The sequence below is a fragment of the Aurantimonas sp. genome, assembly GCF_964217435.1.
GTDB classification, from domain to species: Bacteria; Pseudomonadota; Alphaproteobacteria; order Rhizobiales; family Rhizobiaceae; genus Aurantimonas; species Aurantimonas coralicida.
The window spans coordinates 1-18,900 of sequence record NZ_CAXPJM010000031.1; the positions used below are offsets into that span (position 1 = coordinate 1).

General features: G+C 67.7%; 16 protein-coding genes and 1 pseudogene. 13 read left to right on the forward strand and 4 right to left on the reverse strand.

Annotated elements, in window-relative coordinates; translation table 11 throughout:
• The 5 genes and pseudogenes from ACEQX1_RS13155 to ACEQX1_RS13175 all read left to right on the forward strand — a co-directional run.
• Positions 1–427 (forward strand): annotated as a pseudogene (locus ACEQX1_RS13155) (hypothetical protein); the annotation flags it as partial.
• Positions 428–546: 119 nt separating this feature from the next.
• The gene (locus tag ACEQX1_RS13160; protein ID WP_050767741.1) at positions 547–837 is read left to right on the forward strand and encodes a YARHG domain-containing protein; all 291 of its coding nucleotides are present in this window, start codon (positions 547–549) and stop codon (positions 835–837) included.
• Positions 838–920: 83 nt separating this feature from the next.
• On the forward strand, positions 921–1,958 hold the full coding sequence (locus ACEQX1_RS13165) for an MBL fold metallo-hydrolase (protein WP_370192917.1): 1,038 nt from the start codon (positions 921–923) through the stop codon (positions 1,956–1,958).
• A 29-nt stretch (positions 1,959–1,987) separates the two neighbouring features.
• Complete coding sequence (locus ACEQX1_RS13170; protein WP_370192919.1) at positions 1,988–2,851, forward strand: YiiX/YebB-like N1pC/P60 family cysteine hydrolase; 864 nt, start codon at positions 1,988–1,990, stop codon at positions 2,849–2,851.
• Positions 2,852–2,980: 129 nt separating this feature from the next.
• On the forward strand, positions 2,981–3,337 hold the full coding sequence (locus ACEQX1_RS13175) for an SH3 domain-containing protein (protein ID WP_187390069.1): 357 nt from the start codon (positions 2,981–2,983) through the stop codon (positions 3,335–3,337).
• 48 nt (positions 3,338–3,385) lie between these two features.
• On the opposite strand, the gene ACEQX1_RS13180 is transcribed toward ACEQX1_RS13175, so the two are convergent.
• The gene (locus ACEQX1_RS13180) at positions 3,386–4,579 is read right to left on the reverse strand and encodes a mandelate racemase/muconate lactonizing enzyme family protein (protein WP_188075309.1); all 1,194 of its coding nucleotides are present in this window, start codon (positions 4,577–4,579) and stop codon (positions 3,386–3,388) included.
• Between the two features lie 271 nt (positions 4,580–4,850).
• On the opposite strand from ACEQX1_RS13180, the gene ACEQX1_RS13185 reads away from it, so the two are divergent.
• From ACEQX1_RS13185 to ACEQX1_RS13200, 4 genes are all read left to right on the forward strand, one after another.
• Positions 4,851–6,530 (forward strand): NADH-ubiquinone oxidoreductase-F iron-sulfur binding region domain-containing protein, encoded by a 1,680-nt coding sequence (locus ACEQX1_RS13185; RefSeq protein WP_370196906.1) that lies wholly within the window; start codon positions 4,851–4,853, stop codon positions 6,528–6,530.
• Positions 6,527–9,322, forward strand: a complete 2,796-nt coding sequence (fdhF, locus tag ACEQX1_RS13190; RefSeq protein WP_370192924.1) for a formate dehydrogenase subunit alpha — start codon at positions 6,527–6,529, stop codon at positions 9,320–9,322. Before ACEQX1_RS13185 ends, fdhF begins: the two co-directional genes overlap by 4 nt.
• Positions 9,323–9,688: 366 nt before the next feature.
• On the forward strand, positions 9,689–10,777 hold the full coding sequence (locus ACEQX1_RS13195) for an isocitrate/isopropylmalate dehydrogenase family protein (RefSeq protein ID WP_370192925.1): 1,089 nt from the start codon (positions 9,689–9,691) through the stop codon (positions 10,775–10,777).
• Positions 10,774–11,103, forward strand: a complete 330-nt coding sequence (locus ACEQX1_RS13200) for a putative quinol monooxygenase (RefSeq protein ID WP_370192926.1) — start codon at positions 10,774–10,776, stop codon at positions 11,101–11,103. Before ACEQX1_RS13195 ends, ACEQX1_RS13200 begins: the two co-directional genes overlap by 4 nt.
• Before the next feature lie 96 nt (positions 11,104–11,199).
• On the opposite strand, the gene ACEQX1_RS13205 is transcribed toward ACEQX1_RS13200, so the two are convergent.
• From ACEQX1_RS13205 to ACEQX1_RS13215, 3 genes are read right to left on the reverse strand one after another with little or no spacing between them, the layout of a single operon-like run.
• On the reverse strand, positions 11,200–11,898 hold the full coding sequence (locus ACEQX1_RS13205) for a GntR family transcriptional regulator (protein WP_370192927.1): 699 nt from the start codon (positions 11,896–11,898) through the stop codon (positions 11,200–11,202).
• A gap of 2 nt (positions 11,899–11,900) precedes the next feature.
• Entirely contained in the window at positions 11,901–12,956 is a 1,056-nt protein-coding gene (locus ACEQX1_RS13210; RefSeq protein ID WP_370192928.1) for a Gfo/Idh/MocA family protein, read from the reverse strand.
• A 27-nt stretch (positions 12,957–12,983) separates the two neighbouring features.
• Complete coding sequence (locus tag ACEQX1_RS13215; RefSeq protein WP_370192929.1) at positions 12,984–14,003, reverse strand: SMP-30/gluconolactonase/LRE family protein; 1,020 nt, start codon at positions 14,001–14,003, stop codon at positions 12,984–12,986.
• A 138-nt stretch (positions 14,004–14,141) separates the two neighbouring features.
• Here ACEQX1_RS13215 and ACEQX1_RS13220 point away from each other — a divergent pair, with 138 nt between their 5' ends.
• From ACEQX1_RS13220 to ACEQX1_RS13235, 4 genes are all read left to right on the forward strand, one after another.
• The gene (locus ACEQX1_RS13220; RefSeq protein ID WP_370196907.1) at positions 14,142–15,149 is read left to right on the forward strand and encodes a Bug family tripartite tricarboxylate transporter substrate binding protein; all 1,008 of its coding nucleotides are present in this window, start codon (positions 14,142–14,144) and stop codon (positions 15,147–15,149) included.
• Between the two features lie 90 nt (positions 15,150–15,239).
• Entirely contained in the window at positions 15,240–16,004 is a 765-nt protein-coding gene (locus tag ACEQX1_RS13225; protein WP_370192931.1) for a hypothetical protein, read from the forward strand.
• 9 nt (positions 16,005–16,013) lie between these two features.
• Positions 16,014–17,558, forward strand: a complete 1,545-nt coding sequence (locus ACEQX1_RS13230; RefSeq protein ID WP_370196908.1) for a tripartite tricarboxylate transporter permease — start codon at positions 16,014–16,016, stop codon at positions 17,556–17,558.
• A 347-nt stretch (positions 17,559–17,905) separates the two neighbouring features.
• Positions 17,906–18,871 (forward strand): TRAP transporter substrate-binding protein, encoded by a 966-nt coding sequence (locus ACEQX1_RS13235; RefSeq protein WP_370192933.1) that lies wholly within the window; start codon positions 17,906–17,908, stop codon positions 18,869–18,871.
• Positions 18,872–18,900: the final 29 nt, after the last annotated feature.

An 18,900-nucleotide genomic window follows, 5' to 3' on the forward strand; every position in this document is an offset into this window, starting at 1 on the left:
TGGTGACGACACCGTCTATGCCTCGGCCGACCATCAGCTGGACGCCCATGTCGAGACGCTGATCATGACCGGCACGGCGGTGCGCGGCTTCGGCAGCGACGACGACAACCATATTTTCGGCAACGACCAGGTCAACGTCCTCTATGGCCGCGGCGGATCCGACTACATGCTGGGCGGCGGCGGTGACGACATCTTCGTCATCACGGCCGAAACCGGCACGGTGGACGTGATCGGCGACTTCACCGGGGCCGGTGTGGCCGGCGGCGACCGCCTGTCCTTCGGCGGCTTCGGCGCCGGGGCCACGGTCAAGCAGCTCAGCCAGACCAGCTTCGAGGTGGCGAGTGCCGACGGCCTGACCGTGCAGCAGTTCATCCTCGCCGGCCATGACGGCACCGCCCTGAGCGTCGACGATTACTATTGGGCATAGCGCCTCGCCGCCCATATTCCCAAAGGGAAGATGGGCGGGTAGACTTGATGAAGATCAAGTCGGAGCGCGCGAATGGCCGTCACGCTCGGGCATCGACAACCCGGCGGGAGGCGCCCAACATGAAGATGCAGACAACTGGAACCCTGCGAGGCACGCTGATCGTCGCTGCGCTCGTCTCGTTTGCCGGCGCATCGCAGGCGGTGGCCCAGAGCTACCGGAGCATGAGCTGCGACGAGCTCTGGTATGCCCGCAACGCCATCTATGCCGACAATGGCTATTGCTTCGAAACCCGCCGGGCGCGCCGCGCCTTCGGCCGCAGCTGCTTCCCGCCCTATGGCGAGCTGTCGGGCCCCGACAGGCGCGAGGTTGCCGCGATCCAGCGATGGGAGCGCCGCAAGGGCTGCCGCTAGGCGGCGAAACCGCTGATCCGTCGCCGGCCGGCTCCTGGGTCGGCTCGCGCCGCAGCCTGTTTCCGCGTTCCGGGAAATTCCTCATGTTGCGTCTTCGGGGCATCCGGGCTGCGCTGTGCCTGACGGTCTTGCTCTGCGGCTGTGCCGCGTCTTTGCCGGGCAGACCGCCGCGCACCGACGCGGCACCGGTTGTGCTCGCGCCGCAGCCACTGCGCGGGGTCGGCCTCGCCATCCATCATGTCTCGATGGCCGCCGGCGTCTATGCGCTCGCCGAACGCCTGCGGGGACCCGGCGAGCCCTCCGGACCGGAGGAGGCGCGCGAAGCACCGACATCCGCCGGGCCTCCGCAGCGGGGCGGGATGACGGTGACCTGGTACGGTCATTCGACCGTTCTCCTGGAGCTTGGGAAGACCGTGATCCTGACCGATCCGGTGCTGGCGGGCGCCGTCTCGCTCGCAAGCCCGCTGCCGGTTCGCTATGGCTGGCCGCAATTGCACCTCGATCAGCTTCGAGGAATCGATGCGGTGGTGCTCTCCCATGGCGACTTCGACCATCTCCACGCCCCCTCCCTGCAAATGCTCGCCGGACGGTTTCCGGAAGCGGCCGTCGTCGTGCCGGACGGTCTTGCACATCTGGCGGCCGATGCCGGATTCCGGCGCATCCACGCGCTCCCGCTGAACGGATCGGCCAGGATCGGCGCGGTCACGATCACCGGCCTGCCGGCGATCCACGCGACCCGGCGCAACCTTCTCGGCATCCGGGACGGGACGGCCTTTTCCTGGGAGCTCAGGGACCCGTCCCACCGCGTCCTGTTCATCGGCGACAGCGGCTACGCGCCGGTGTTTGCAGAGATCGGTCGCCGGCGCGGGCCGTATGACCTCGTGCTGGTGCCGATCGGCGCTTCCGAGCCCCGGCATCTGGTCGGCGACATGCACATGACCCCGGAAGAGGCGGTCCGGCTGGCGGACGATGTGAAGGCGAAGGCGGCGATCGGCATTCACTGGGGCACCTTCGCCCTGTCGCCGGAGCCCCGCGGCGAACCATCGCGGCGGTTTCTGCGGGCCGGCGCCACGATGAACGCCCGCACCCTGTCGATCGGCGAAACGGCGCGCTTTCGATGACAGGCCCCGGGCACCTGACGGCGCGTCTCATGAAACGCCTGCTGCTCCTGCCCTGCGCCCTGCTTCTGCTGGCGCTTGCTGGCTGCGTCACAGGCCTGGCAGCCGGCGATCTCGGCCCGGAGCCACCGCCGCCGGCGATCCGCAAATGCTGCGCGAATGTCGAACGCTATCCCGACTGGCTGGTGGCGGTGCTCGATCCGGTCGCGCCGGTGATCGGCCGCGTCGTGGCCGCGGTCGAATGGCGCGATGGCCATCTGTATGGCCGGGACGGGGCCGTCCGGCTCCTGCGGCGACATCTGCGGCCGCTCGACATCGTTCTCGTGACCTCGGGCGGGCGGCTGACCAACGCCACCCTTCCGGGCCTGTTCAAGCATGTCGCGATCCATCTGGGCTCGGACGCCGACATGCGCCGGCTGGGCGTCTGGAGCGATGCGGTGGCGCAGGGGCAGGCGGCCGACATCCTTGCCGGCCGGACCTTCATCGAAGCCGATCAGGACGGGGTGCATCTGAGTTCGGCCGAGACCGTCCTCAACGCGGATTATCTGGTCGTGCTGCGTCCGGCGCTCGCCGCGCGGGCCGAACGCCGCCGGGCGATGCGGTTCCTGCTCGGCGCCGTCGGCCAGCCCTTCGATTTCCGCTTCGACGCGGATACGGCGGATTGCTTCTTCTGCAGCGAACTCGTGCGCCGGGCCCTTCCGAGCCTGCCGGTGGAGGCCCGCCACATCTACGGCCGGCATGTCTTCGTGCCCGACCAGTTCGCCGATCTCGCGGCCGCCCGTCCGTCGCGGCTGCGGCCGGTCCTCTATCTGGTGGGCCATCGCGACGAATGGGGAACGCGATCGCCGGCCCGGCTGCGCGGCGACCTCGCGCGCTACTGGGCGGCACAGCCCTGACGCCGACCTGTCGGCGCAGAAAGGCATGAGCCCGCCACGCCGCTTGATCCGGATCAAGGGGTCGGCCGCCCTCTTCGGCAGGATGGGCGCGGCACCTGCCCATGACGGGCGTTTCGAAAGGATGATCGGATGACGCGACTGACATCTGGGATCGCAGCGGCGGTTCTCGTCGCTGCGGGGCTTGGCACCGCGCCCCAGGCGCTCGCCGGCGACTGCACCGGACGGGTGAGCGGCGTGCGCCCGATCTCCTCCTACGACCACCGGACCGGCGCGGGATTTCTGGCGGTGCGGCGCGGGCCATCCTCCGCCGCGCGGCAGATCGGCGAGGTCTATGCCGGCGATCTCCTGTCGGTCTACGACCGGCGGGGCAACTGGTACCACGTGACCTGTATGGAAGGGGACTGCGAGGACCCGTTGTGGGGCCCGGCCTCTCCGTCCGGCTGGGTCTCCGCCCGCTATGTCCGCGCCCGGGGCGTCTGCCCCTGACGCATCGCTGGATGCCGGCCATGGCGACGGTCGCCAACGGCCGGCCTGTCAGGAGCCGGCGTCGATCGTCTCCTGCCGCACGCAGTGCCGGCGCACGGCGTCCGCGTCGACCGTGACGCCGAGGCCGGGGCCGGTGGGGATCGCCAGGCACTCGTCCTCGAGCACGAATGTCTCCGTCAGGATGTCGTCGCGCAGCGGATTGTAGGTGCGGTCGAACTCGATCATCGTCTCGTTCTGCAGCGGCACCGGACGCGCCGTGTAGGGCGCATGGGGCACGATCGCCAGCGCCTGCAGGGCTGCGGCGACGGCCACGCCCGATCCCCAGACATGCGGCACCACCATGATGTTGTGGCTCGTCGCCAGCGCCAGGATGTTCTTCCATTCGGTGAAGCCGCCGGCCGCGCAGATGTCCGGCTGGGCGATGTCGATGCAGCCGCCGCCGATGAGGTCGCGAAAGCCGAAGCGGGTGAATTCGGCCTCGCCGCCGGCGATCGGCACGTCCAGCGTCTCGCGCAGGCGGCGATAGCCCTCGCGGTCCTCCGGCACCACCGGCTCCTCGAACCAGCGGAAATCCAGCTCTTCCATGACCCGCCCGATCCGCACGGCAGAGGCGTAATTATAGGCGTGGTTGGCATCGGCCATGATCTCGACGTCGTCGCCGAGGGTCTCGCGCACGAGGCGCATGCGCTCGATGTCGTCGCGGATCGGCAGGAGACCGATCTTCATCTTGACGGCGGCGACGCCGGTGGCGCGGATGCGCAGCACCTCTTCGCGCAGTTTGTCCAGCATGACCGGGCGGTCGGCATAGTCCGGCGGGTAGTAGCAGCCGGTCCCGTAGGCCCGCACGCGCTGGCGGATGGCGCCGCCGAGAAGCGCGTGGACCGGCTGGCCGACCATCTTGCCGAAGATGTCCCACAGGGCGATGTCGATGGCGCTCAGAGCCTCGACATAGGCGCCCTTCTGGCCGAAATCCCGGGTGCGGGCGTAGAACTCCTCGAAGATCGCCGTCGGCGCGGCCGGATAGCGTCCGATCAGCCGCGGGCCGATGACGTCCCGGATGCAGCTGGCCGGCGGCTCGGGCGGGCCGTACTGGCCGCCTTCGCCCCAGCCGGTCGTCCCGTCGTCGCAGGTGATCCGGACCAGAAGGCTGGTGCGCTCTGCGAAATAATCCTGCGACGAATAGAACGCGTTCTCGCGGCTGGAGACCTTGAGAACATAGGTGTCGATGCGCTCGATCTTCATCGGCGTCCCCTCCCTTGCAACCGGTGCGGCCGCGAAACGGCCGCAGGAGGCCGCGCGGGTGCGGACCGATGGCGCTCACGCGAGACCGGCCTGCCCGCATCTCCCTCTCCCCTCGTCAGGCTGACGCATCGTTCCGTAAGCTACAAGTACGAAAATCGCCGGTCCGGGGCGCCGTTGCGGTCGCCATGTCGGGATATTTTTTGGTACGGTCTTTTGCCTCAAGGCGTTATGCGGCATTGAGGTTCATGGTGGGCACCGTGAAGGAGGAAGAATGGCGGTGCGGGAGCTTCGGCCACGGGATCGTGGGCCCAAGGGACGGGAACTCGACGAGACGGCGTGGTCGGACATACGGGAACTCCTCGGCGAAGGGGAGCGGCGACGGGACCTACTCATTGAATATCTGCATCTGATCCAGGATCGCTTCGGCTGCCTGAGCGCGGCCCATCTGCGCGCCCTGGCCGAGGAGATGCGGCTGTCCCAGGCGGAAGTCTACGAGGTGGCGTCCTTCTACGACCATTTCGACGTGGTGCGCGAAGGCGAGGAAAAACCGGCGCCGCTGACCATCCGGATCTGTGATTCGATCAGCTGCGCGCTGGCCGGCGCCGAAGCGCTGATCGGTGAAGTCTCGGCAGGCGTCGATCCGGCCGCCATCCGGGTCGTGCGCGCGCCCTGCATGGGCCGCTGCGCCACCGCGCCGGCCGCCCGCATCGGCGACCGCGAGGTCGATCACGCCAGCGCCGAGGGGCTGGCCGCCCTGGCCGCTGCCGGCGAGACCACCGTCCGCGTGCCCGACTACACCAATCTGGCCGATTATCTCGCCGCCGGCGGCTACAAGCTCTTGTCGAAGATCCGCGACGGGTCGCTCGCCGTCGACACGCTGATCGAGACCATGCAGTCCGCCGGCCTGCGCGGGCTCGGCGGCGCCGGCTTCCCGGCCGGCAAGAAATGGGGCTTCGTGCGCTCCTATCCGGGGCCGCGCCTGATGACCATCAATGGCGACGAGGGCGAACCCGGCACCTTCAAGGACCGCTACCACCTGGAGCGCGACCCGCACCGCACACTGGAAGGCGCTCTCGTTGCCGCCCATGCGGTCGAGGCCGAGCGCATCTATCTCTACATGCGCGACGAATACCCGGCCGTGCTGCACATCCTGCGCACCGAGATCGCCGCGCTGGAAGCCGGCGGCCTGATCACGCCGGGCTTCATCGAGCTGCGCCGCGGCGCCGGCGCCTATATCTGCGGCGAGGAAAGCGCGATGCTGGAGAGCATCGAGGGCAAGCGCGGCCTGCCGCGGCACCGCCCGCCCTACATCGCCGAAGTCGGCCTGTTCGGCCGGCCGACGCTGAACCACAATGTCGAGACCCTGTGGTGGATCCGCGACATCGTCGACAACGGTCCCGAATGGTTCACCGGCCTCGGCAAGCCGGGCTTTCCGGGGCTGCGCTCCTGGTCGGTCTCGGGCCGCGTGCGCAAGCCGGGCGTCAAGCTCGCCCCGGCCGGCATCACCGTGCGCGAACTGATCGAGGAGCATTGCGGCGGCATGGCCGAGGGCCATGCGTTCAAGGCCTATCTGCCCGGCGGCGCCTCGGGCGGCGTCCTGCCCGCCGCGCTCGGCGACATTCCGCTGGATTTCGGCGGCGAGCTCGCCCGCCACGGCGCCTTCGTCGGCTCCCATGCCGTCGTGGTGTTCTCCGACAAGGACGATATCCGCGAGGCCACGCTCAACCTTCTGCGCTTCTTCGAGCATGAGAGCTGCGGCCAGTGCACGCCCTGCCGCGAGGGCACCGGCAAGCTGGTGTCGCTCCTGGAGTCCCGGGGGCCGATCGACGAAACGGCGATCCGCGATCTGGAGACCGTCCTGCGCGACGCCTCGATCTGCGGTCTCGGTCAGGCGGCGCCCAATCCCGTGAATCATCTTCTGACGCATTTCCGCGAGGAGCTGTCGCGATGACGAGCAAGATCACCTTCGAACTCGACGGCAAGTCCGTTGCCGCGGATGCCGGCGAGACCATCTGGGAAGTCGCCAAGCGCGAGGGCACGCGCATCCCGCATCTGTGCCATGTCGACATGCCGGGCTACCGGCCGGACGGCAATTGCCGCGCCTGCATGGTGGAGATCGACGGCGAGCGTGTGCTGGCCGCCTCCTGCATCCGCAAGCCCGCCGAGGGCATGGTGGTGCGCACCGCCACCGAGCGCGCGGTGAAGTCGCGCCAGATGGTGGTCGAGCTTCTGGCCAGCAACATGCGGCCGCCCGAGGAAAGCCCGGACAACCAGTCGATGTTCTGGGACTGGGCGTCCTCCATGGGCGTGGCCGGCAGCGACCGCTATCCGTCGAAATTCGCCGACGGACACGCCACGGCCGAGTTCGACGTCACCAATCCGGCCATCGCCGTCAACATGGACGCCTGCATCACCTGCGGCGCCTGCGTGCGCGCCTGCCGCGAGGTGCAGGTCAACGACGTCATCGGCATGGCCATGCGCGGCAACCGCTCCGTGCCGGTCTTCGACATCCACGACCCGATGGGCCTGTCGACCTGCGTGACCTGTGGCGAATGCGTCCAGGCCTGTCCGACCGGCGCGCTCTACGAGAAGTCGCTGATGGACGAGACGCGCACCGTTCGCGCGGTCCAGGACTTCGACAAGGTCGTCGACAGCGTCTGCCCGTTCTGCGGCGTCGGCTGCCAGACCAAGGTCGCGGTCAAGGACAACCGCATCGTCCAGGTCGACGGCCGCGACGGCTATGCCAACGAGAACCGGCTGTGCGTGAAGGGCCGCTTCGGCTTCGACTACGCCATGTCGCCGGAGCGCCTGACCAGGCCGCTGATCCGCCGCGACGATGCGCCGAAGGCCGGCGACATCGACATGCGCGACGTCGATCCGCTGACCGTCTTTCGCGAGGCGACCTGGGAAGAGGCGATGGAGCGTGCCGCCGGCGGGCTGTCATCGATCATGGCGGCCCATGGCGGCCAGGCGCTGGCCGGCTTCGGCTCGGCCAAGGGATCGAACGAGGAGGCCTATCTCTTCCAGAAGCTGATCCGGCAGGGTTTCGGCACCAACAATATCGATCATTGCACGCGGCTCTGCCACGCCTCCTCGGTGGCCGCCCTGATGGAGGGCGTCGGCTCGGGCGCGGTCTCGGCGCCGTTCAACGACGCCATGAAGGCCGAGTGCATCATCGTCATCGGCGCCCGCCCGACGACCAACCACCCGGTCGCCGCGACCTATTTCAAACAGGCCGCCAAGCTGGGCAAGCAGCTCATCGTCATGGACCCGCGCGGCCAGGACCTGATGCGCCACGCCACCCACTCGCTGAAGTTCAAGCCCGGCACCGACGTCGCCATGCTGAACGCGCTGATCCACGTGATTATCGAGGAACAGCTCTATGACGAGCAGTATATCCAGGCCAATGTCGCCGGCTTCGAGGCGCTGAAGGAGAAGGTCAAGGACTTCTCGCCCGAGGCGATGGCCGATATCTGCCGGGTGCCGGCCGAGACGCTGCGGGACGTCGCCCGCACCTATGCCAAGGCCGAACGCTCGATCATCTTCTGGGGCATGGGCATTTCCCAGCACACCCACGGCACGGACAATTCCCGCTGCCTGATCGCGCTGGCGCTGATCACCGGCCAGATCGGCCGCCCGGGCACCGGCCTGCATCCGCTGCGCGGTCAGAACAACGTCCAGGGTGCGTCGGATGCCGGGCTGATCCCGATGTATTATCCCGACTACAAATCCGTCGAGAATCCCGACATCCGGGGGACCTACGAGAATTTCTGGGGCCAGACGCTCGACCCCAAGACCGGACTGACCGTCGTCGAGATCATCGACGCGATCCATGACGACGTCATCAAGGGCATGTATGTGATGGGCGAGAATCCGGCCATGTCGGATCCCGACCAGGCCCATGCCCGCGGCGCGCTGGCCAAGCTCGAGCATCTGGTGGTGCAGGACATCTTCCTCACCGAGACCGCCTGGCACGCCGACGTGGTGCTGCCGGCCTCGGTCCATGCCGAAAAGCTCGGCACCTTCACCAACACCAACCGGCAGGTGCAGATCGGCCGGCCGGCGCTCGACCTGCCGGGCGAGGCCCGGCAGGACCTCGACATCATCATCGACCTTGCCCGCCGCATCGGCCTCGACTGGAATTACGGCCATGTCTCGGAGGTCTATACGGAGATGGCGGCGGTGATGCCGTCGCTGAAGCATATCTCCTGGGAGCGCGTCGAGCGGGAAGAATCGGTGATCTACCCGGCCGACGGTCCCGACCAGCCGGGCAACGAGATCATCTTCTCGACCAGCTTCCCCACCGCCGACGGCCGCGGCCGCATCGTGCCGGCCGATCTGCTGCCGCCGGACGAGGTGCCCGACGCGGACTATCCGCTCGTACTGACCACGGGCCGGCTGCTCGAACACTGGCACACCGGCGCCATGACCCGCCGGGCCGGCGTGCTGGACGCCATCGAGCCCCAGGGCATCGCCTCGATGAACCCGCGCGAGATCGGCCGCAGGGGCCTGCAACAGGGCGAAATGATCGCGATCGAGACCCGGCGCGGCACGGTCGAGGCGATCCTGCGGGCCGACCGGGAGGTTGCCGACGGCATGGTCTTCATGCCGTTCTGCTTCAACGAGAGCCCGGCCAACATGTTGACCAACCCGATGCTCGATCCCTTCGGCAAGATCCCGGAGTTCAAATACTGCGCCGCCCGCATCGTCGCGCCCGCGACGACCCGAGAAGCCGCGGAGTAGCCCGATCACGGACCGTCGGCGCTCCTCGTAGCGCCGACGGTCCACCCGGGCAGCCCCCGTGCGGCTCGCCCCCGGCAGCTGCCTTCCTTCACTTGCGACCCGCCTCGTGGGCGCTCAAGCGCTGCCGTGGAGTGACCCCGGCGGCTTTCCGTTCACGTGCCACCCCACCTGTTGCCCGCAGGCATGCGTTCAGAGGCGACAGCTCCGGGAGCGCGGCTGAATCCGGCTAACCAAACGCAATCAGGCGCGATCGACAGGCGCGCCAAGCTCGAAATTCGCGACCGCTACAATAATGCATGCATTGACGCATTCATTGAATGGGGCTAGGCCTGATCGCGAGGATTGAGTGGCGACAGGAGTGTCCGAATGAGTGATCTGGAGATCGTGGTCCTTCCCGGTGACGGGATCGGGGTCGAGGTGATGGACAGCGGTCTGGCGGTTCTGGACGCTCTGGAGGCACGTTGCGGCTTCCGTCTGGCGCGCCACCAGCATCCGGGCGGCGCGGCATATTACAAGGAAACCGGCATCGCCCTGACCGACGAGGCAGCCGACGCGACGAGGTCCTGCGACGCGATCCTGTTCGGCGCCATGGGCCTTCCCGACATCCGCTATCCGGACGGCACCGAGATCGCGCCGCATCTGGAGATGCGCCGGGAATTCGGCCTCTATGCCGGCGTCCGCCCGGTCCGCCATCTGCCCAATACGCCGAGCCCGCTGGCCGATCCGCGCGCCAAGGACATCGACCTCGTCATCATTCGCGAATCCACCGAGGGGCTGTTCTATTCCCGCGGCAAGGGCACGGTCGAGGACGACAAGGTCGCCCGCGAGACCATGGTCATCACGCGGTCGACCTCCGAGAAGCTGTTCGACTTCTCCTTCCGCCTCGCCGAGCGGCGCCAGCGGCTGCGCGGCAAGACCGGCCGCGTTACCTGCGTCGACAAGTCGAACGTCTTCGTCGCCATGGCCTTCTTCCGCAAGATCTTCCACGAGCGTGCGGTGAACTTCCCCGGCGTGGACGCTGATGCCGCCTATGTCGACGCGACGGCGCTGGACCTGATCCGCAAGCCCTGGGACTTCGACGTCATGGTCATGGAGAACATGTTCGGCGACATCATCTCCGATCTGGGCGGCGGCCTCGTCGGCGGCATGGGGCTGGCGCCCTGCGCCGAGATCGGCGACGAGCATGCGCTGTTCCAGCCGAGCCATGGCAGTGCGCCGGACATCGTGGGCACCGGCAAGGCCAATCCGACCGCCATGCTCCTGTCGACCGCGATGATGCTCGACTGGCTGGGCGCCCGCCACAAGCTGGACGCGCTGACCGATGCGTCGCTGATCCTGGAAGCGGCGATCGACAAGGCCTATGCCGAGCGCATCCGGCCCTTCGAGTTCGGCGGCAGCAACGGCACCGCCGACATCACCCGTGCGGTCATCGCGGAAATCGAGGCTGCCAAATGAGCGAAGCCAAAGGAGCCGCCGCCGCGCCCTACGTCATTCTCGTCGAATTCGCGGTCGCCGAGGGCTCCGGCCCGGCCTTCGAGAAGCTGATCGTCGAGAACGCCCGCCGGTCTTTGGCGGACGAGCCCGGCTGCCGCGTCTTCGACGTCTGCGCCCGGCCCGGCGACGCCTACGGGATCGTCCTCTACGAAGTCTATGACGACCGCGCGGCGTTCGAGGCCCATCTGGCCTCGCCGCATTTCCAGACCTTCGACGCGGCGTCGCGGGACATGGTGACGGGCAAGCGCGTGACCGAGCTCACGCTTCTGGCTGGCGCGTCGGGCTGATCGCCCGGCTGCGACGGGGCGTGGCGGGCGAGGGGGCAAGCCACGCCCATTCTTCTGAGAGGGGCGACCGCCGGTCCGTGCGTCGTTCGGCGGCGGCTAAAGCTGCGTCAGGCCGTAGTCGCGCAGCAGGCCGACCAGCATGCGGCCATTGCGGAAGCGATGTTCGCGGTGGATCTGCCGGGCGGCATCGGCGTCCCGGCGCTCGATCGCATCGAGCAGCGCTTCGTGGTCCTCGTTCGACCCCACCGGCCTGGGGCGCAGGCGCAAGGTGAGCATGCGGACCCGGTGCGACTGGGCAAGGAACTGCGAGACCAGCGCGCGCAGGCGCCGGTTCGGGCAGTTCTCCATCAGCAGGCGATGGAAATGGTCGTCGGACTGGGCCCAGGCCAGGAGATCGTCGCTCTTGAGCGCGGCGTCCATGTCGTCCACCGCCTGGCGCATGGCCTCCATCGCTTCGTCGGCGACGCCCTCGCGGGCGATCTCCTCGGCTGCCTCCGACTCCAGCGCCGTCAGGATCTGGTAGATTTCCTGCATGTCGTCGGCCGAGACCGGCAGGACGCGCATGCCGTGCCGCGGCTTGATCTCGACCATGCCTTCCTCGGCGAGGCGGATCATGGCTTCGTGGATCGGCGTGCGGCTCATCTCCAGAAGAACTGACAGTTCCTTTTCCAGGACGTGCGTGCCGGCAGGCATCTCGTTGTTCAGGATCAGCCTGCGGATCTCACGATACGCACGCTCGGCATAGGAGATCCGCTCCTCCGCGACGGAAGCGGGCGTTCCAGTCTCTGTCGCCACTGTCACAAGGCACCTTCCGCATGAGAATCATCTTGGACCGTCTTTAGCATTCCGTCGCGGGCGGAGGCATAGATGGCCGCCTCGATCCGCAGATTGGCCAGATAGTCCGCCGCCGCGTTGACGACAGGTGTCTGGCGCAGGAGATGGTCCACCACGTGGCGCTGCAGGGCGAGGACGCTGTCGCCGCCGAACCCCTCCATGTTGCGCTCATAGGCGATCTCGCTCTCGTCATTGCTGCCGAAGGCGCGGAAGAACAGCCGTCCGTAGCCGTCGAGCCGGATCGTGCCGTCCGAGCCCTCGACCAGCATCTCGCCCATGGTCAGGCGGCGGTCGTCGGCCTGATGGTCGCCCAGCCGGTTGCCGTCCAGCATGGCCCGCGCGCCGTTCGCGAACTCGAACAGGATGATGCCGGCATCCTCGCCGACGATTGCCGGATTGAGGCGCACCAGCCGTGCCATAACCGCCTCGACGGGGCCGAAGAGATAGCGGAACGTGTCGACGAAATGGATCGCCGTCTCGTGGACGAGGAAGCGCTCCATCTTCTGGAAATAGGGCTGGCGATCGAGATAGGCCCGCGGGCCCTGCCCGTCGCCGGGCCGCAGGCGGAAGCTGGCCTGGTAGATGCTGCCGATCCGCCCGGCCTCGATCTGCCGCCGGATCTCGCGGTGCCAGGGCTGGAAGCGGAAATTCTCGTGCACCACCAGCATGGTGTCCGCCTCGGCTGCGATCCGCGTCGCCTCCTCGGCTTCCGCGACGCTGGTGCAGAAGGCCTTCTGGCAGATCGTCGGAATGCGCTGCGCCGTGGTCTTGCGGATCAGCTCGAGATGGGTGTGCGGGGGCGTGATGATGTCGACGAGATCGGGGCGCTCGGCCTCGAGCATCGCGTTGACATCGGTGTAGACCGCGGGCACCGCGAAGCGCTCGGCATAGTCCTGCGCCTTTGCAGCATCCTGGTCGCAGACCGCGACCAGCGAAGCGTCCTCGATGCGCGACCAGGCATCATGGTGGAAACGGCTGAAATAGCCGGCGCCGATGGTCGCAACGCGCAGTGTGCTCATGGGTCTCGGGCTCCTCAGCGTTCAAGATCAGGACGGGTTCGGGGCGACGGTCGGTAGGTCGGCGATCCGCCGCTCCAGCGCATCGATCGGCAGCGACCAGTGGAGCGGCGCGAGACCGGCCACCGGGCTTTCGAAACTGGCGATCGCCTCGCCCTGCAGGCAGCCGAGATAGGCGGTCCGGAGGTCGGGCCCGCCGAAGGCGAGGCTGGAGATCGCCCGCAGCTTCTCGCTCTTCATCGTGTCGAGATGCGAGCGCTCGATGGTCTTCGATGCATAGGCCGCCTCGACATAGGCGACGTGATCGGCGTCGCAGTCTTCCAGCATCAGGGTCTGGTCGCCGTCGGGGCTGACCCGGATGACCCGGTTGCTGACGATGCTGGTGATCCACAGATGGCCTTCCGCGTCGAAGGTCATGCCGTCGGGATAGGTGCCGGGGCCGAACTGCGCGACCACCTGCCGCGCCTCCAGTTTGCCCTCCACGATGGTGAAGCGGGTGAGGCGCCGGGTGAAGGTCTCGTTGATGTAGAGATGGCGGCCGTCGGGGGAGACGAGGCATTCGTTGCTGAAGCCGATCGCGTCGGCGACGATCCGCGCATCTCCGTCCTCGACGAGGACGATGAATCCGTCGGCGACGTCGCCGCGCGCCGCCAGATGGCGCGGATTCATGCGCGTGCTGACTGTCACCCACATGCGGCCGACCGCATCCAGATGCACGAAATTGGACGGCGGCAGCGGCGTGCCGTTCACCTCCAGCAGCACCGGGTCCACCGTGCCGTCCGGGTGAAGCCGCCAGACGCCGCCGGTGTCGACGCCGAGCTCGGTCAACAGAAGGCTGCCGCCGCGCTCCAGCGCGATGCCGTTCGGCCGCAGCGGCCGGGGCGGGTTCTGCGCCAGATGCCGGCTGACCCGCCCCGACGGCTCGATGATCGAGACGCCGCCGCCATCGGTCCAGTCGGCGGTGATCAACAGCCCTGACGCATGGGCAAGGACGCATTCCGGACGGTTCAGCCCGTGGCCGTGAAAAGCGATCCCGGAAAGACTGAGCATCAGGCGACCTCGACAAGGATATAAAAGAGCAGTACCCTATCAGTAGACTAATACATAAGCGCATACAATGTGCAGAGATTGCTCCGACTGGGAGGTTGGAGGAATGCCGAGTGGAACGTCTCATGGGAGGAAAATCAGATGCTTGACTGGAAAAGTGCAGGCGCGGCAGCGCTGCTGGCCGGGGCCCTCGCAATGCCTGCAACGGCGCAGGAATACCCGGATCGCGACATCTCCAACGTCGTCGTCTGGGCCGCCGGCGGCGGAACGGACACGCTGAACCGGCTGATCTCGGCCGAGATGCAGGAGGGGCTGGGGGTCAATATAAACGTCTCCAACCGCACCGGCGGCGTCGGCGGTTCGGTCGGCATGAGTTACGTCCATTCCCAGCCCGCCGACGGCTACACGCTGGCCGGCATTTCGGAATCCGTCGTGACGGCGGGCATCCAGGGCGGCTGGGACCAGCGTATGGACGTCTGGGACTTCTTCCTCGTCGGCGGCTCGCCGGAAATCATCTCGGTCTCGGCGAACGCCCCGTACCAGACCCTCGACGAGCTCATCGCCGCCGCCAGGGAGGCACCGGGCACCATCCGCGCCGGCGCCAGTGCGGCCGGCTCGATCCACCATCTGAACCTCCTGGCCCTGCAGAAGGGAACGGGGACGGAGTTCAACTTCATTCCCTATACCGGCTCGGCTCCGGCCCAGAACGCGGCGATTTCCGGCGAGGTCACGCTGGTCGTCACCTCGCTCGCCGAGCAGCAGCAGCTCATCCAGGCCAAGCGTCTGCGCCCGCTCGCCATGCTGGTGGCGGATGCCACGGAGCTTCCCGACATCGGCACCGTGCCGTCGGCCTTCGACGCCCATCCGGGGCTGACCGAGACGCTGCCGGTCAAGCAGGCCATCGGCCTCGCCGTGCGGGCCGATACGCCCGACGACGTCAAGGCCAAGCTGGTCAGCGCCTTCGATGCGGCCATGGCCACCGACGCCGTTGTCGAATGGGCGGCGGACAATCACTACACCCTGTCCGGCCTCACCGGCGAAGAGGCGAGTGCCGAGATGAACCGGCTGGAATCGCTGTTCGCCTGGACGCTCGAGGATCTCGGCGCCGCGACGGTCAGCCCGGAGAAGCTGGGGATTCCGCGCCCGTAACCGGCAGACCCGACAGGACCATCACCGCGGGCGATGCGGCCAGACCGCTTGCCCCCGGCCTTTCCGGGAATGTGAGGAGTGCCGCAGGGCATGGATCGAGATCGCTCGCTCAAGGACGCCCGCGCCGATTTCTGGGCCGGGCTCGCCATTCTGGCCGCCGCCACGGCGATGCTGGTTCGGTCGCTGACCTACCCCCTGCAGGGCAGCTATGCCGGCGTGCGCAACGCCTGGTACGTGTCGCCGGCACTGTTTCCGCTCATCGTCGCCACCGGCCTGATCGTCTTGAGCCTGATGCTGCTGGCGCGCGCCCGGCGCGCCGGCGGGGCCGCCGCGGCGCTGGCGTCGATGCGGCGGATGGCGCCCGGCCGCCTGTCCGAGCGCAGCGCCACCTTCTGGCTGATCGCCGCGCTCATCGTCTTCTATGTCTACGCCCTCGTGCCGCGGGTCGACTTCATCGCCGCAACGGCGCTGTTCCTCCTGGCTTTCACGACGCTCTTCCACCTGACCGCGGCCCCTGCGACCCGGCTCATCCTGGCGCTGTTCTTCGGCGTGTCCCTCGCGGTCGGCGGGGCGGCGCTCCTCGGCCTGGAGACCGGCGTGCGAACGCCTGCCGCGCTGATCGTCGACGCGTTCCTCTGGCTGGCCGTCCTAGCCGCCTGCGCCGCGCTTCTGCGCGCCACCCGCACGCCGAAGGATGCCGCGCGCCATGCAAGGCAATGCGTCGGCCTCAGCCTGCTCGCGCCGCTGATCCTTGGCATCGTCTTCAAATACGGGCTCCTGGTGCCGCTTCCCCACGAGGGGCTGACGATCGTGGCGAGCGACCATGTCCGGGCGCTGCTCCGCTCCAGTTTCTAGGCGATCTCCATGTGGCTCCTCGACACCTTCGGCTCGTTCTTCGCGGCCCTCGGCACGCTCCTGGCGAGCCCGTCCAACTGGGCGCTCCTCATCGGATCGAGCCTTCTGGGGATCGTCTTCGGGGCGCTGCCCGGCCTGACGGCGACCCTCGGCGTCGGGCTCCTGGCGACGCTGACCTACGGCTTTGACCTCGACGTCGCGCTGATCGCGCTCCTGTCCATGTATGTCGGCGCGGTCTATGGCGGCTCCTATTCCGCCATCCTGATGAACATTCCCGGCACGGCCGCCTCCGCCGCCTCGGCCCTCGACGGCTACCCGATGGCGCGGCGCGGCGATGGCGGCCGCGCGCTGGGGCTGACCACCACCGCCTCCTTCATCGGCACCGTCATCGGCATGCTGGCGCTGGTCGTCTCGGCGCCGCTGATCGTCGAACTGGCGCTGCAGTTCACCTCCTACGAATTCTTCGTCCTGGCCCTGTTCGGCATCCTGATCTCCGGCACCCTGACCAGCCCGGACCTGGTCCTGAAGGGCTGGATCGCTGGCTTCATCGGTCTTGCGCTGTCGACCGTCGGGCGTGACCTCCTGATGTTCTTTCCGCGCTTCACCTTCGGCCTGCCGGAGCTCGATTCCGGCCTTGAGGTGGTGCCGGTGCTGATCGGCGCCTTCGCCGTGCCGCAGATCATCCGGTCGCTGCAGGAGCGACATGTCGCCGGCCCGATCCAGAAGGTCGGCCGGGTGCTGCCCGATTTCCGCACCATCTTCGGCAATCTCCGCCATATCGTGCGGTCCGGCCTGATCGGCGTCGGCATCGGCGCGGTGCCCGGCATCGGCGAGGACATCGCCGGCTGGGTCTCCTACGGCACCGCCAAGAGCATGTCGAAGACCCCGGAGAAATTCGGCAAGGGCGAACCGGCCGGCCTGATCTCCGCCGAGACCGCCAACAATGCCTGCATCGGCGGCGCGCTGATCCCGCTGGTCACGCTCGGCATTCCCGGCAGCCCGCCGGCGGTCATGCTGCTGGGCGCGCTGATGCTGCACGGCCTGACGCCGGGGCCGATGGTCTCCATCGAGCGTCCGACCTTCCTGACCGAACTGGCCGCGATCATGGTGCTGGCCTCGCTCGCCATGTGGCTGAACGGCATTTTCCTCGCCCGCCAGGTGGTGCGGGTGCTGAGCATCCCGGTGACCCTGTTCATGCCGGTCGTCGCCGTGATCAGTGTCCTCGGCTCCTATGCGCTCGGCCTCAGCGTCTTCAATCTCTACCTGATGGTGCTCGTCGGGCTCGCCGCCTACCTTCTGACCGAGATGGATTATCCCATCGCGCCGCTGGTCATCGGGGTGATCCTCGGGCCAATGGCCGATACCAACCTGCGCCGCGCGCTGATGGTGGGGCAGGGCGATGTCACCGGCTTCTTCACCCGTCCGGTCAGCCTGATCCTGATCCTCGCCATTGTCCTGATGGTGCTGGTCCAGCTGCCGGCCTATCGCCGCCTGCGCCAACGGCAGAACGCCTGGCTGGGGCGGGCCTTTACGCGAATCTGGAACCGCGACTGAGCGACCGGTTGATGCCGCTCGGACGTCGATGACGGAGGCGCCCTGAAGGGCCGGCACGCCACCATATGTTCGCTGTAGCGACGAGGGCGTCACGCGATGATCGCCGATCGATGATGGTGCTCGTCCTGTGCGCCTCCGCGCGGCAAATGAAGGCCGCTGGAGCGCCGAACCCTCATGGTCCACTGCGCATTCTTTCCGTACAATCTAACGTATGCATTGACGAATGCGCTGCCGTGCGAGCATAGTGCGGCCGGATCGCGGGGAGCGCGAAGGCGGCCAGCGGCACCCATCGTGCCGGTCCGCTCTTCGCATGTGCGGTCCACTGGCTCTAGGGAGGAGAGATGACCATGAAGATGATGACGGCCGCGATGGCCTTGCTTCTGGGCGGTGCGCTGACGGCGCAGGCCGATGCCCGCGAGATCAATCTGGCGCATCTCGCACCAATCAACGATCCGCGCCACGAGACGCTAGTCGAGTTCGCCGAGCAGGTGAAGGAAGAGACCGGTGGCGAGATCACCGTCAAGATCTTCCCGAACTCCACCCTCGGCAAGGACCGCGAGGTGTTCGAGCAGCTCCAGGGCGGACTGACCCAGCTCGCCCTCAACGGCGAGATCGTCTCGAACTTCTATCCGAAGTGGTCGATCATCAACCTGCCCTTCTTCTGGCGCGACCAGGACCACCTGAACGCGTTCCTGGCCAGCGACACCGCCAAGGGCTGGACCGAGGACATGGCCGAACAGGCCGGCGTGCGCACGCTCGCCTTCCTCAACCGCAACCCGCGCATCCTCTCCACCAAGGAGACCGAGGTGAATTCGGTCGACGACATCCAGGGCCTGAAGATCCGGGTGCCGCGCATCGACATCTACATGGACACCTGGCGGGCCTTCGGCGTGCAGCCGACGCCGCTGTCCTCGTCGGAATTCTTCCTGGCGTTGAAGACCGGCACGGTCGACGGCATGGAGAACCCGATCGAGGTCATGCATGACTGGAAGATCTACGAGGTCGCCGGCAATCTGTCCCTGACCAACCACATGCAGACGCGGCTCTTCCTGAACGCCAGCGTGAGCTTCCTCGACAGCCTCAGCGAGGAGCACCGCAAGGCCATCGTCGACGCGGCGGCCGATGCTGAAACCCGGCATGCCGAGAAGATGAGCAAGATCAGCGGCGAGTATGTCGCGCTGCTGCGCAAACAGGGCATGACCATCGTCGAGGACCCGGACGTCTCCGGCTTCAAGGAACGCGCCGAAGAGGTCCACGAGGCCTATCGCGAGGTCATCGGCAACGACGTCTTCGAAGCCGCCAAATCCATGTGATGCAACGCGGCGGCGCGCGGCGGCCCTGG